The 12740-nt window shown below is 59.1% G+C and carries 14 protein-coding genes; 4 read left to right on the forward strand and 10 right to left on the reverse strand.

Translation table 11 applies throughout. The features are described from left to right. Positions 1 to 8 precede the first annotated feature (8 nt). Genes FHX08_RS21770 through FHX08_RS21780 form a run of 3 tightly spaced genes read right to left on the reverse strand, consistent with a single transcriptional unit; the run spans position 9 to position 2903 of the window. A complete protein-coding gene (locus tag FHX08_RS21770) occupies positions 9 to 1211 on the reverse strand; it encodes an ABC transporter substrate-binding protein (RefSeq protein ID WP_184327640.1) in 1203 nt (400 codons plus the stop codon). 19 nt (positions 1212 to 1230) lie between these two features. Next, on the reverse strand, positions 1231 to 2217 hold the full coding sequence (locus tag FHX08_RS21775) for an alpha/beta hydrolase (protein ID WP_132656659.1): 987 nt from the start codon (positions 2215 to 2217) through the stop codon (positions 1231 to 1233). Then, positions 2214 to 2903 carry a GntR family transcriptional regulator gene (locus FHX08_RS21780; protein WP_132656660.1) on the reverse strand — a complete coding sequence of 230 codons (690 nt, stop codon included), beginning with the start codon at positions 2901 to 2903 and terminating at the stop codon, positions 2214 to 2216. The genes FHX08_RS21775 and FHX08_RS21780 overlap by 4 nt, the downstream gene beginning before the upstream one ends. Positions 2904 to 3004: 101 nt before the next feature. Between FHX08_RS21780 and FHX08_RS21785 the strand changes: the two genes are divergently transcribed. Next, positions 3005 to 4078 (forward strand): ABC transporter ATP-binding protein, encoded by a 1074-nt coding sequence (locus tag FHX08_RS21785; protein WP_132656661.1) that lies wholly within the window; start codon positions 3005 to 3007, stop codon positions 4076 to 4078. Between the two features lie 281 nt (positions 4079 to 4359). Here FHX08_RS21785 and FHX08_RS31580 read toward each other — a convergent pair whose 3' ends face one another. Continuing rightward, entirely contained in the window at positions 4360 to 4566 is a 207-nt protein-coding gene (locus FHX08_RS31580; RefSeq protein WP_132656662.1) for a hypothetical protein, read from the reverse strand. Between the two features lie 542 nt (positions 4567 to 5108). Here FHX08_RS31580 and FHX08_RS32095 point away from each other — a divergent pair. Then, positions 5109 to 5864 carry a DUF2231 domain-containing protein gene (locus FHX08_RS32095; RefSeq protein WP_409527415.1) on the forward strand — a complete coding sequence of 252 codons (756 nt, stop codon included), beginning with the start codon at positions 5109 to 5111 and terminating at the stop codon, positions 5862 to 5864. 47 nt (positions 5865 to 5911) lie between these two features. On the opposite strand, the gene FHX08_RS32100 is transcribed toward FHX08_RS32095, so the two are convergent. After that, on the reverse strand, positions 5912 to 6439 hold the full coding sequence (locus FHX08_RS32100) for a cupin domain-containing protein (RefSeq protein WP_132656847.1): 528 nt from the start codon (positions 6437 to 6439) through the stop codon (positions 5912 to 5914). Positions 6440 to 6491: 52 nt separating this feature from the next. On the opposite strand from FHX08_RS32100, the gene FHX08_RS21800 reads away from it, so the two are divergent. Continuing rightward, on the forward strand, positions 6492 to 6719 hold the full coding sequence (locus FHX08_RS21800) for a hypothetical protein (protein WP_348631033.1): 228 nt from the start codon (positions 6492 to 6494) through the stop codon (positions 6717 to 6719). A 51-nt stretch (positions 6720 to 6770) separates the two neighbouring features. Here FHX08_RS21800 and FHX08_RS21805 read toward each other — a convergent pair whose 3' ends face one another. From FHX08_RS21805 to FHX08_RS21825, 5 genes are all read right to left on the reverse strand, one after another. Beyond that, positions 6771 to 7886: a TRAP transporter substrate-binding protein gene (locus tag FHX08_RS21805; RefSeq protein WP_132656663.1), complete on the reverse strand. Its 1116-nt coding sequence runs from the start codon at positions 7884 to 7886 to the stop codon at positions 6771 to 6773. A gap of 72 nt (positions 7887 to 7958) precedes the next feature. Then, entirely contained in the window at positions 7959 to 9539 is a 1581-nt protein-coding gene (locus FHX08_RS21810) for a TRAP transporter large permease subunit (protein WP_132656664.1), read from the reverse strand. A 16-nt stretch (positions 9540 to 9555) separates the two neighbouring features. Continuing rightward, positions 9556 to 10104: a TRAP transporter small permease subunit gene (locus FHX08_RS21815; RefSeq protein WP_132656665.1), complete on the reverse strand. Its 549-nt coding sequence runs from the start codon at positions 10102 to 10104 to the stop codon at positions 9556 to 9558. A gap of 121 nt (positions 10105 to 10225) precedes the next feature. Then, complete coding sequence (locus FHX08_RS21820) at positions 10226 to 10873, reverse strand: response regulator transcription factor (RefSeq protein ID WP_132656666.1); 648 nt, start codon at positions 10871 to 10873, stop codon at positions 10226 to 10228. Then, the gene (locus FHX08_RS21825; RefSeq protein WP_132656667.1) at positions 10870 to 12255 is read right to left on the reverse strand and encodes a cache domain-containing protein; all 1386 of its coding nucleotides are present in this window, start codon (positions 12253 to 12255) and stop codon (positions 10870 to 10872) included. Before FHX08_RS21825 ends, FHX08_RS21820 begins: the two co-directional genes overlap by 4 nt. A 222-nt stretch (positions 12256 to 12477) precedes the next feature. On the opposite strand from FHX08_RS21825, the gene FHX08_RS21830 reads away from it, so the two are divergent. Further along, a complete protein-coding gene (locus FHX08_RS21830) occupies positions 12478 to 12663 on the forward strand; it encodes a DUF3008 family protein (RefSeq protein ID WP_132656668.1) in 186 nt (61 codons plus the stop codon). Positions 12664 to 12740: the final 77 nt, after the last annotated feature.

Here is a 12740-nt window from a genome sequence, read left to right on the forward strand (position 1 = left end):
TTCAGCCGTTACTGAGCGAAGAGCCGTTCCAGCTGCTCCATCATCTGCGCCGAGGTGATCTGGCCGGTCAGCGCCTGCTGCATGGCTGTTTGCCATGCCGTGTTGACGAATTCCGAGGTCGCGGTGTTCTGCGGCAGCACATGGGCGAAGGGGAGGGACTGGACTGTTGCGTCGGCGAAGCGGCGCTCATGCAGCGTCCAATGCGCCGAACCGCTCTTCGTCACCGTCATCTGGCCGGTTGCCTTGTTGAACTGGACATTGTTGTCTCCTTCCGCGAGGAAGGAGATCCACTTCCAGGCTGCGTCCTTGACCTGCGAGGCTGAGAAGATCGCCAGCGACTCATCGCCATATGAGGTCCACTGGCCGCCGCCGCATTTCGGCACTGGAACAGCCGAAACCTTGTCGCCGAGCGCCTTGACCAGATCGTTCGAGGAGCCGATGTGATGGATCGTCATTGCAGTCTTGCCCGCCTTGAAAGCGGCAATGATTTCCTGGAAGCCGTCATTCGGCGCCGAGGGCGGAATGACCTTATCCTTCTGGAAGAGATCGACCAGCCACTGGTTGGCGGCAACCGCCTCCGGCTTGGTGAGGCCGCCCGGCTTCAGCTCGGCACCCTGTGAGAGCACGAAGGCGCCCCACTGATCCCAACCGCCCTTGCCGCCGCGCAGGCCGAAGCCGTAGACATCAGGTGCCTTGGTCAGCTTGATGGCGGCGTCGCGGAACTCCTCACATGTAGTCGGCGGTTTTAGGCCGGCGGCCTGGAACAGATCCGTGCGATAATAGAGATAAAGCACGACATACTGGATCGGTAGATAATATTGTTTGCCATCCGGTCCCTTGTTGATTTCGAGCAGGTTGTCGAGCAGGTCCGCCTTGCCCGGCCAGGCGTCGATGCGGTCGCCGATCGGTTCGAGGGCGCCCATTTCGGCAAGGCGCGGCTGGGCGAAAAGCTTCACCATGGCCGCGTCAGGCGCGTTGCCGCCGACGATCGAGGTGTAGAGATTGTCGTAATAGCTGTTCCACGGCACGTTTTCGGCATCGATGGTGATACCGGGATTGGCCTTCTCGAACTTTGCGACGAGATCGCCCATCGGATTTTCCGGATTATCGAAGTGATACCAGAAATGCACCGTTTCGGCATAGGCGGCACTTGCCGCCAGGCTCGACGCCAGCGCGGCGCCGAGAACCAGACTCTTCAGAAACTTCTTCATTCTCTCCTCCTCCTGACGGTCACATGCGATCCGTCATCTCCTTTGCCTTTTGAGCTGCGGCTGAAAGCGCCTCCCGCGCAGCGGCCAGATCGATTGTGTTCTGCAAAAATCCATGCGTGACACCGGGCGTGACCGTAACCGTCTCGCTGCGCCCGAGCGATTGCAGGCGCTGATGCAGGATCAGCGTGTCCGAGAGCAGCGGATCGACAGCCGCTGCCATGAGGTGCAGCGGCGGCAGAGCCGCAAGCGCGTCGTCTGAAGCGGTCAGGGGGCAGGCGAGTGGATCGTGCCCGACATCGCGATCGCCCACATACCATTGCCAGTAGCGCTGCATCTTACCGCGCGTCAGTCCTGGTCCCTCGGCAAATGCACGATAGGAGGGCGTGGTGAAATCGCGGGCGAATGTGCCGTAAAACAATAGAGCGCCAGCAAGCACGGGCCGATCGGCCTGTTGTTGTTCGTGGAGAATGGCCGCAAGTGCCAGATTGGCGCCGGCTGAATCACCCGCGATGACGATCGGCCCTGCTTCGACGCCGAAGATATCGGGAGACGACTGCAGTTTGCGCAGGCAGGCGATGACATCCATCAGGCCGGCAGGATAAGGATGCTCCGGAGCAAGGCGATAGTCGGGCACCAGCACGGCCATGCCCGTCTCCTGTGCCAGCACGCGAGCGCAGCGCTCATGGGTCTCCGGCGAGCAGAAGGCGAAGCCACCGCCATGAACGAAGAGAAGAGTGCCGGGTATTTTCGCGCGCGGAACCAACAGGCGAATTCTGATGCGCGCGGAGCCGAGTGTCGCGTCCGGTTCGATCCAGATTTCCCGCGCCGATTCCATCGGCGGCAGGTCGAGGTTCCAGCGACGGTTTGTTTTTTCCGATTGCACTCGGCCTTCGGTCGGAAGCAAGGTCGTCACATCGGGCAGCGGTCCGTCCTCGGCGGCGACGCGAGCGAGGAGTGCGGCCATCTCAGGTGAAAGAAGGCTGATGTCGGCACCTGGCGCACTCATTGTGTGGCGTCCGGAAAGACATCGGGACCTAGATCGACGATGGTCGCGATATGATGATGGAGCGCCGCGACCGATCTGGCAGCGTCGCCGCTTTCAATTGCCTCTATGATCGAGGCATGCCGCTGGGCCGTGGCCACGAGATCGCGCGGCGTCGTACTGCGCGAAATCTTGAAGCGGTGATTGTGGACCAGACAGCGATGCAGAATGGGGTCCAGCGCCGGTAAGCCGGCATCTTGGAAAATCCGACGATGAAAATCACGGTCGCAGGAAGCAAGCTCAAGCTCGTCGCCTTGACGGGCCGCGTCCATCATCTCTTCCAAAAGCTGGCGCAGATCGCTCAGTAAGGTCCGGCTTGGGGCTTTGAGAACGCGCGTGATGCCGTTGCATTCGATCTGCTGGCGAACACGGAACATCTCGATTGCCTCATCGGCAGTGCATGCGGAAACCTGGGTGCCGCGATGGCCCTGGCGCAGAACAAGACCTTCTTCCTGCAACTGCAGCAGAGCCTCGCGCACGGTGCCCTGGCTGCAGCCGAAATGGGCAGCAAGATCGAGCTCCGTCAGTGCGGTGCCGGCGGGCAATGCCCCGAGCAATATGTCTCGCTTCAGCGCGTTGAACGCACCGGTGGACTTTGCCGGTTTTGCGGCGGCCTGCCTGCCTGCTTGTCTGGCGGGAAAATAAGACATCGATCTCGCTTCATATATTTCCGTTTGCATGCGCTATCATTATTGATATTGATATCGATAATTAAGGTCAAGTGCCTAATTGACATCAGGGAGGATACGGCGTGACGGCAATAAGTTTGAAGAAGATCAGGAAATCCTATGGTTCGCTGCAGGTCATCCATGATGTCGACATTGACATTGCGAGTGGGGAATTCCTGGTTCTCGTTGGACCTTCGGGCTGCGGGAAATCGACCCTACTGCGCATGATCGCAGGGCTTGAGGAGATCAGCGCTGGCACGCTTGATATCGGTGGCCGGATCATGAACGATCTGCCGCCGGCCGAGCGCGACATTGCCATGGTGTTCCAGGACTACGCGCTCTATCCGCACATGAGCGTCCATGAGAACATGGCCTTCGGCCTTAAGATGCGCGGCGCCGATGCCGCGGGCATCGAAAATCGTGTCTCTCGTGCCGCCGATATTCTGAAGATCGAAGCTTTCCTCGATCGTCGGCCCGCGCAGCTTTCCGGCGGACAGCGCCAGCGCGTCGCCATGGGGCGCGCCATCGTGCGCGAGCCAGCCGCCTTTCTTTTCGATGAGCCGCTCTCCAATCTCGACGCCGCCTTGCGCGTCGAAATGCGGCTGGAGATCGCCAAGCTGCACAATCGCATGAAGGCAACGACCGTCTACGTCACCCATGACCAGGTCGAGGCAATGACGCTGGCTGACCGCATCGTCGTCATGAACGGCGGCGTGGTCGAACAGATCGGCGCGCCACTCGAACTCTATCACCGCCCGGCCAGCCTCTTCGTCGCTCGTTTCATTGGGAGCCCGACCATGAACACCGTTCCGGCAGAGGTGTTGTCGCCAAACGGCATGGTCGCGGTTTTCGGCAAGACCATCGCTCTTGAGAACGCAGGATATGCGGCGCTGCCGAAAGGCGAGATCGTTCTGGGGATCAGGCCGGAAGATTTTATACGGTGTAACGCGGAGGAAGCATGGTTTAGCGGTGAACTCGTGGTAGCGGAGCGCCTCGGCAGCCAGACCTATGGCTATGTCGAAGTCGGTCACAGCCGCATGCTGAGCGTGGAATTTCCGCGCGAGACGACAATTGCTATCGGCGAAACCATTCATGTCAGAGGTGACATGGCCCATATCCACCTTTTCTCGCGGGAGACTGAACGGCGCCTCGATTGAGTCGCCGGCTACCTGGCGTTCAAAGGTTAGACAAGCGACGCTTGCAAGCAGACGAGAGCCCTGTCGTTCGGCGCAGTCGACGCGCTCCCGTTGTCGCAGGTGGCGGGTCGGCATCAGAGGCGGGCGAGGCCCCGAAGGCCTAGGGACCAAACGAGCGGTGATCCGACGGGCTCACGTGACGACATCGTCAATATCGCCCGGTCGCCCGTGCGGCTGGGCAGGTGGAAAGCCCATAGTTGCCAGGAAGCTTCCGCTAGGTCACCAAGTCTACGCCCAGGACATTATTTGTTCGTCCTTCCACGTTGGCGGGGATCTATGCCTCCTTGAGGCGTTGTATCGTTCGACACATCTCCTTCGACGGTATTGTCACCTTGGAGTTCTTTATCGTCGGGAGGCGACTGGATTCCACGCGATCTCTTGATACCCGGATCGTCGGTCAAATCGAGATCGGACGGTTTGCTCGTCTTGCTGTGTTTTGAAGAGGTCATGACGGGTTCTCCTGGGTTTCCCTGAGCGGTTGGCGATTTTTGAAACGACGACTGTCACCGCCTCGTGCATTGGTCGTCGTTTCTGGCGTAGCCATGATCAGTCTCTTTTTGGGAACTATTGATCGTCCGGGCTGTGGTTGCTCTCATGAGCCTCCAGCCGTGTGCGCCTCTCTGCTTCTCCGATCACGGCTTACCGCTGGTCCAGCTTCGGAACTGGGTTTCGAACCAGTGACGGACGCAAAAGTTCCGCGTGGTGGAAGGTTGTCTGTGCATTGCCAGTCCCTCTCGCGAAAACGGTTCGCCGAGAAGACAGAGGGGAAATAGCAATGCTAACCGGATTATCGGCAGTGGCGGATCGGCTTTCATCTCAAGATCGATCAGAGCAACTTCCAGTGCGGCGAGGCCAAACCTGGTACCCGCCGAGTTACGGAACATTCCAGTGCAGCCGGAGTTCGGGGGTAACGGCTTTTTTGCTGCCGGGCCTGTCACATGTTGGACGTGGTCTGATGGCAGCGCTCGGTGCGCCTGCGGGAGACATCACAATGGCCCAGGATATGATCACTCACAATCCTCACAGTACGGCCAGTATTGCCGGTCATCCGATCCATGCAATGTTTGTACCGTTCCCGATCGCTTTTTTCGTCGCGACTTTCGTCTGCGACCTCATCTTCTGGCGAACCGGCAATACAGCCTGGGCTACCGGCTCACTCTGGTTGCTCGGAGCCGGTCTGGTGATGGCCGCGCTCGCCGCGCTTGCCGGCCTCGCCGACGTATTGGGCGACGTCCAAATCCGCAGCCTTCAGGACCTATGGCTTCATGCCGGCGGCAACGTCTTCGTCGTCGTGATCGAGCTTTACAACTGGTACTCGCGATATGTCCACGCAGAGGCGGCGGTAGTCCCGATTGGCCTCGTCCTGTCGCTGGCCGTTGTCCTCATCCTCATGTTCACCGGTTGGAAAGGATGGGGAATGGTCTATCGGCATCACGTCGGCGTCGTCTTCTTCACGGGCACGGCGGGCGAGCTGGCGGACCCAGCGACCGTCGGTGCGTTCTATTTTGCCGCGGCGGAGGGCGAAGAATACCTCTGGGCATTCTGGCGGTTGGGCTCGCTGGAAGAATTGGTGGCGACCTGGCCTACCCGAACGCCACCGGAACAAGCCGAACGCGCGCGAGGCTGGTGGAGACCGACGCTCGATGAGCTGCGCATTGCCCGGCGCGATGCCAAATCGAGGCGACGCGCCAAACCGCGCAAGCGGACGGACAATTCTTCCGGCGAGAGAACGGCGGAAAGTTCCTGAAAAATCCCGAGCTTGCGCCGATTAAACCGCCCGGCTTTTTCGGGCTGCTATAGCACCTCGTCGGACTTCCAGTTCGCCGGTCCGCGAAATTCGATGCCATATCGTTCCGCAAGCTGCAGCAGTCGATCCATATGATCCGGCATGCGCAACGCCTGCGCGGCCGCCTCGACGAAAAATTCTTCCATGCCGCCAGGCGTCAGAATAGTGAGGTTGCGTCCGCGAGATGTACCGGCCACCCGGAAAGTATGCGGCACGCCCCGCGGCAGGAAGATCGGTCTGCCGGACGCGATCGGGACAATCTCACCATTCAACCAGAATTCATAATCGCCCTCGATCACATGGATCACTTCATCCTCATTGTGATGAATGTGAACCTGCGGCCCACCACCTGCAGGTACAGTGCTTTCAAAAACCCCGACGATTCCCCCACTTTCAAACCTTCCGACATTGATAGTGTAGCTCGTGTCCAGGTGACGGTGCGCGAAGTTTGCGAGATCATGCCCATCAGCCGATGGGAGCAAGACCGGTACGATCGATCCAGCACTTGCACGCTTCGGTCTGTCCCGTCGTGTCATGGTCACGGTGCCGCATTTCCAGGCGGTCGCACTTGCCGTTGAAGCGAGCGAAATGCTTGGCAGTATACCGGTTCATTTCGCTCGCATGTTGTCTGGTCGGCTAAAGCTCGATGTGTTCATGCCGCCGATGGACTCGCCGAAAATGAACGTGACCATGTATTGGCTCCGTCGCTTCGATCGCGATCCGGGAAGTGCATGGCTGCGCGATCAGATCGCCGACGTGCTCGGGGGCGGCAGTGGGCCAACGACCGCGGCGAGTATCGATGCCGGTCCATTCTAGAGTGAGCTTTTCGCGCAAGAGAGCCGGGTTGAGGCCCGGCTCTCGATGCCGTTACTTTTTCGCGGCCTGAGCGGCGTACATGTAACTGTCGTAGCTGTACTCGGCAACGCGGAACCATTCGAAGCTCTCGTCGCGAAATTTCTTCCATGCCGGATAGATCTTTGCCCAGGCCGGATGCTTCTGGCTGTACTCGCCATAGAGCTCGAAGGAGGCCTTGTAGGCAGCGTCCATGACGTCGCGGGGCAGGGGGCGCAGCTTCACCCCCTTGCCGACAAGCGAGCGGATCGCTGCCGTGTTCTTCACATCATAAAGTGCCTGCATGTTAACATTTGCGGCCTTGCAAGCCGTATCGAGGGCCGCCTTGTAAGTATCAGGCAATCCTTCGTACTGCGCCTTGTTGATGAAGAAATGGATGGTTAGACCGCCTTCCCAATAGGCCGGGTAGTAATAGTTCCGAGCGATCTGGTAGAAGCCGAGCTTTTCGTCGTCGTAGGGACCAATCCATTCGGCAGCGTCGATCGTGCCGCGCTCGAGCGCCGGATAGATGTCCCCGCCAGGAAGCTGCTGCGGAACGACGCCAAGGCGCGACATGACTTCGCCGGCAACGCCTGCGATACGCATCTTGACACCTTTCAGGTCCGTGACCGACTTGATCTCGTTACGGAACCAGCCACCCATCTGGGCACCGGTCGCGCCGCCCGGGATACCGACTACGCCATAGTCCGACAGGAACTCGTTGTAGGCTTCGTTTCCGCCGCCGTGGTAGAGCCAGGCGTTCTGCTGACGACCATTCAGGCCGAAGGGGATGGTTGACCCGATGGCAAATGTCGGATCTTTCCCCGTGAAATAGTATCCGCAGGTATGAGCGAGTTCGACGGTATTGGACTTGACGGCATCGAGGGCCTGCGCCCCCGGCACAAGCTCGCCTGCCTGGAAAACCTGGATCTGGAACTTACCATCAGTGATCTTGTTCAGCGCATCGGCCATCACCACCGCGCCGCCGTAGATCGTGTCGAGGTTGTTTGGGAAGCCGGACGTCAAGCGCCAACGCAACGTCGGTGCACTCTGAGCGATTGCCGGGGCGGCAAGCGAAGCGCCTGCGACAGTGGCAGCACCCGCCAGTGTGCCTTTCGTCAAGAAACCTCTGCGGCCTATATCTTTCGTCATGATTTTCCTCCTCTATGGTTTGGCACTGCCGTGTGGATCACGGCAGCGATCTGGATTCGTCGGCTGCGAAAGTCAGGGATTTGTTCCATTCTGCTCCGGCGCGCCGAAGCTTGGAGTCGGGGATCCGAAATCGGGTGCAGGCGCGTCGAAGGCAGGCGGCGCGGTCTCTCCTCCGGTCGGCTCGGCTCCGAACGGGGCTGCCGGCGTACCGAATGGGTTTGCGCCATCTTCGCCCGGCATCGGTACGTTGAGCTCGATCGTCGACGGATCGACGGCCACACGGCCCGACTTGTAGTGCGTCACGAGTTGCGGGAAGGCGATGACAACGATCACTGTGGCGAGCTGGATGCCGAGATAGGGCAGGGCACCCATGTAGATCTGCCCAGAAGTGACCGGCTGGATCGTTGTGCCGGTGACCCTGTCCTTATAGGCTCGTGTAGGTGCGACCGATCGCAGATAAAAGAGCGAGAAACCGAAGGGCGGATGCATGAACGATGTCTGCATGTTGATCGCCAGCATGACGCCGAACCAGATGAGATCGATGCCAAGGCTGTCGGCCACGGGAGCAAGCAGCGGAATGATGATGAAGGCGAGCTCGAAATAATCGAGGAAGAAAGCCAGGAAAAACACGAGCAGGTTTGCGACGATCAGGAAGCCGACTTCGCCACCTGGGATGGATGTCATCAGATGTTCCACCCAGACATGGCCGTTGACGCCGTAGAAGGTCAGCGAGAACACGCGCGCGCCGAGCAGAATGAAGATGACGAAGGATGATAGTTTCGCGGTCGCATAGAGAGCCGACTTGATCATCGCCAGATCGAGACGGCGATTGATGGCAGCGAGTGCCAGTGCGCCGACAGCGCCCATGGCGCCGCCTTCCGTTGGCGTCGCAAGACCGATGAAGATCGTGCCGAGGACGAGGAAGATCAGAACCAGCGGCGGGACGAGCGAGATGATTACGCGCTGCACCAGCTTCCAACCCTTGAGCGAGCGCGCCGCCGCCGGCAATGCCGGAACGCTTGGCGGGCGAATGATCGACATCGTGATGATGTAGAGGGCGTAGGCGGCAACGAGCAGCAGGCCGGGGACAAGCGCCCCTTTGTACATGTCGCCGACCGACCGGCCGAGCTGGTCGGCAAGGATGATCAGGACGAGGCTTGGAGGAATGATCTGTGCCAGGGTGCCTGAGGCTGCGATCGTGCCTGCGGCGACGCGCCTGTCATAGCCGTAGCGCAGCATGATCGGGAGCGAAATCAAGCCCATCGAGATGACCGATGCGGCAACGACCCCCGTCGTAGCGGCGAGAATTGCGCCCACGAAGATCACTGCGAAGGCAAGACCGCCGCGAACTGGTCCGAATAGCTGCCCGATCGTGTCGAGCAGGTCCTCGGCCATGCCGCTTCGTTCGAGGATCAGGCCCATGAAGGTGAAAAACGGGATCGCAAGCAGCGTCTCGTTCGACATTTGCCCAAAGATGCGATCCGGAATTGCGCCGAAAAGATTGACGGGCAGCAGTCCCATTTCGATGCCGATGAAGCCGAAGATAAAGCCGACGAAGGCGAGCGCGAAAGCGACCGGATACCCAAGCAGGAGCACGACGATCAGCGACAGGAACATGATCGGCGCAAGATTTTCCGCAAAGAATGCAAACATGATGATGTTCCCGGCCTTAGAGGGTCTGTGCTTCGGCGTCGGCAAGAGCGATCGCATCGGGCAAATCGCCACGAAGGATCGCGATCCGCTTGATGAGTTCGGAGACGCCTTGAAGCGCGAGCAGCCCGAAGCCGAGCGGGATCATCGCCCAGACCGGCCAGAGGATAAGACCGCCGGTATTGTTCGAGATTTCACCGGTCGAGAACTTTTCGACGACGGTCGTCCAGGAAAGGTAGATGGTGATGAGGCAGAACGGAAAGAGGAAGAAGATCGTGCCGAGAACCTCGATCCAAAGCTGGACCCGGCGCGACAGGTGACCATAGACAAGATCGACTTTAACATGCTCGCTGCTCATCAGCGTCCAGGCCGCCGCAACCAGAAATGCGGCAGAGAAGAGATACCATTGCGCCTCCAGCCAGGCATTTGAGCTGAGATTGAACAGTTTGCGCGTCGTCGCATTGATGGCGCTGATCAGAATGGCAAGCAGCAGGAGCCAGGAAACTGCTTTGCCTAAGAAAGTGTTGATCGCGTCTATCGTGCGCGACAGCGTCAAAAGTCCAGCCATGAAATCCTCCCGAGGCGGCGCGCGCGGCGGCCCCCCAAAGGACACCTACGGACTGCGATACACGGGCGCAACATTCGCAAACCGTAATCTGATGGTCGCTACCCAGTAGTGGGTAGGGCGGTCAGAGCGCCGAGATCAGGCCATGCTCGATCGCAATGCGTGTCAGATCGGCTGTGGTGGAAACGCCAAGCTTGCGCTTGATCGTTTTGCGGTGCGTTTCGACCGTCGCGACGGACAGGTCGAGCAATGCCGCAATCTCCTTATTGCTGCGCCCCATGGCAAGATGCGCGAGGACCTCGCGCTCGCGCACCGTGAGCGGGAAGGCACTACTCTCCGCCTTTCGCTTTTGTTGAAGGAGAACCTCAGACACGCCGGTGGAAAAATAGGTTCCACTTGCCGCGACAGTTTCGATCGCTCTCACGATCTCTTCGTTAGGAACATCCTTTAGGATGTAGCCGGACGCTCCCCTCAGGACCGATGCGGAAATATATTCGCGGCTGTCATGCATCGACAGCATCAAGACCCTTGTGGATGGAGCTTCCCTTTTGAAGAGTTCAATGGCGTCTATGCCGCTGATCTGCGGCATGTTGATGTCAAGGAGAACGATGTCGGGGGCCAGCCCTGCCACAATGTCCAGTCCCGATCGAACAGCGCTTGCGGTGCCGACGACTTTGATATGTTCATAGGTTTCGAGGATCGCGCGCAGGCCTTCGAGGACCAGCGGATGGTTGTCGACAAGGACGACGGAGATTTCTCGTTTTATGTTCATGCTGCCTTCGACGCCGGCGGCCTCACGTTCGCAGATCTCGGGAACATCGCAGTCAGCGCGGTGCCTTGTTCGTTGGTCTGGACGATCAAAATCCCCCGGAAATGCGCCATCCGTTCCTGCATGTTTCTTAGCCCCAGTCCACCAGAATAGGTCTGGCCTCCATCGGCCGCTTTTTTGCTGAAGCCAACCCCGTTATCCGCGATCGACATGCGCACGCGGCCCTTGGTACTCCAGATCCTGATTGCCACCTGAGAGGCACCGGCATGTCGTTCAACATTTGAAAGTGCCTCCTGTGCGATCCGATAGAGTGCAGTGTTGGCTTCGGGTTTGAGCGTGTCGAGTGTCGAGGATTCGACAGATACCGCAATCCCTGTCCGCTCTTCGAAGTGATTTCCAAGAGACGTCAAAGCGGCGCTCAGCCCGAGATCATCGAGAACACGAGGTCTCAATTCATGCGACAGATCCCTGACCTCCTTGATCGCTCCATTTAATGCGTCGATTCCCCGGTCGATCGCGGCGCCAGCGTCGGCGGTGTTTGCCCTCACCTTTCGAGAGGCGAGATCAAACACATAGCGGACCCCGACCAGGTTTTGTGAGACGCTATCGTGCAGTTCTCGGGCAAGCCTTGCCCGCTCTTCCTCTTGTGTGTCGATGATACGCTGCGTTAGCAGCTTTTGTTTGCCATCAGCCAATCGGCGTTCGTGAAGAGTGATCCACATGCAGGTCGCAAAGACCAGGAGAACCGACGGAATGGCGATGAGTGTCACGATGACAAAGGTGCGCCTGATGCTCTGCTTCAGGTCCGCCTTGGCGGTGGCGGTCTGGGCAAAGACGTCATCGAGATAGACGCCGGTACCGATCATCCAGCGCCATTTATCGAGGCCGGCGGCAAAGGAAAGTTTGTCGGCCATCGATCCGCTGGAAGGCTTTTCCCATTTATATTGATGCAATCCTCCGCCTTCTTTTGCCTTGGCGATAAGGTTCGCGATCACCTGGTCACCGTCGGGATCAGTGAGGTCAAGCCAATTGTGTCCCGGCCTGAACGATTGGCGAGGGTGAACGATATTGTTGCCGTCGTAGTCGTACACGAAGAAATAGCCGTCCTGTCCGTAGTCGAGAGACGTCAATATCCGTCGTACCTGCTCCTTCGCCTTCTCATCGTCCGGCGCCGCTTTGTCGTAAACCTCCTTGATCGCCGACAGAGCCAGGTTTGTAAGATTGAGAAGCTCGGTCTCCTTCGCCCGCAGCATGTTGCGTTCAAACGCGTCGATACTGCTCTGGGCCAAAGTTGAAGACTGCCAAGTGGTAAAGGCTGTGATCAGGGCGATAGCCAGCACCAGTGGAAGAACCGCAAGCGCAAGGATTTGATGACGAAGTTGCAAGGTGAGGCCTCTCGTGAAGGGAGGAGATTAGTTCGTCTCTCCCATTCGACTCAAGCTTTGAATTTTGAGCCTTGACGGCGGCCGACCGCCGGCCGGCGTCGGTCGTCGGATCAGCATCCGCACTCGACACGCTGGGTTCGCCTCTCTCTGAGGGTGGCTCGAACCCAATGCGGGAACTTTGGTCGTCGGCAATCGTTGGCGCTCGCAGAAAGGAGAATCTCCATGCCCGCAAAATCGAAAGCCCAACAGAAAGCGGCCGGCGCCGCCCTGTCTGCCAAACGTGGCGATACACCGAAAAGCAAGCTCAAGGGTGCCTCCAGACAAATGGTCGATTCCATGAGTGAGAAGCAACTGGAAGAGTTCGCCTCGACCAAGCGCAAAGGAAAACCGCAGCACGCGTCGCACTGATCCGTCGCTGCGGCGAGTAAGGTTTGCCGCTGGCAGAAGCGGCCCGCAACCGGATCGATCGGCCAATGCAGGAAAGG

This window comes from Rhizobium sp. BK529 (assembly GCF_014194105.1).
In the GTDB taxonomy this organism is placed as follows: Bacteria; Pseudomonadota; Alphaproteobacteria; order Rhizobiales; family Rhizobiaceae; genus Rhizobium.

Excerpts from the sequence above, each read along its gene's own strand:
- FHX08_RS21770 (WP_184327640.1), bottom strand. The coding sequence starts at position 1,211 with ATGAAGAAGTTTCTGAAGAGTCTGGTTCTCGGCGCCGCGCTGGCGTCG.
- FHX08_RS21775 (WP_132656659.1), bottom strand. The coding sequence starts at position 2,217 with ATGAGTGCGCCAGGTGCCGACATCAGCCTTCTTTCACCTGAGATGGCC.
- FHX08_RS21780 (WP_132656660.1), bottom strand. The coding sequence starts at position 2,903 with ATGTCTTATTTTCCCGCCAGACAAGCAGGCAGGCAGGCCGCCGCAAAA.
- FHX08_RS31580 (WP_132656662.1), bottom strand. The coding sequence starts at position 4,566 with ATGACCTCTTCAAAACACAGCAAGACGAGCAAACCGTCCGATCTCGAT.
- FHX08_RS32095 (WP_409527415.1), top strand. The coding sequence starts at position 5,109 with ATGGCCCAGGATATGATCACTCACAATCCTCACAGTACGGCCAGTATT.
- FHX08_RS32100 (WP_132656847.1), bottom strand. The coding sequence starts at position 6,439 with ATGACACGACGGGACAGACCGAAGCGTGCAAGTGCTGGATCGATCGTA.
- FHX08_RS21800 (WP_348631033.1), top strand. The coding sequence starts at position 6,492 with ATGCTTGGCAGTATACCGGTTCATTTCGCTCGCATGTTGTCTGGTCGG.
- FHX08_RS21805 (WP_132656663.1), bottom strand. The coding sequence starts at position 7,886 with ATGACGAAAGATATAGGCCGCAGAGGTTTCTTGACGAAAGGCACACTG.
- FHX08_RS21810 (WP_132656664.1), bottom strand. The coding sequence starts at position 9,539 with ATGTTTGCATTCTTTGCGGAAAATCTTGCGCCGATCATGTTCCTGTCG.
- FHX08_RS21815 (WP_132656665.1), bottom strand. The coding sequence starts at position 10,104 with ATGGCTGGACTTTTGACGCTGTCGCGCACGATAGACGCGATCAACACT.
- FHX08_RS21820 (WP_132656666.1), bottom strand. The coding sequence starts at position 10,873 with ATGAACATAAAACGAGAAATCTCCGTCGTCCTTGTCGACAACCATCCG.
- FHX08_RS21830 (WP_132656668.1), top strand. The coding sequence starts at position 12,478 with ATGCCCGCAAAATCGAAAGCCCAACAGAAAGCGGCCGGCGCCGCCCTG.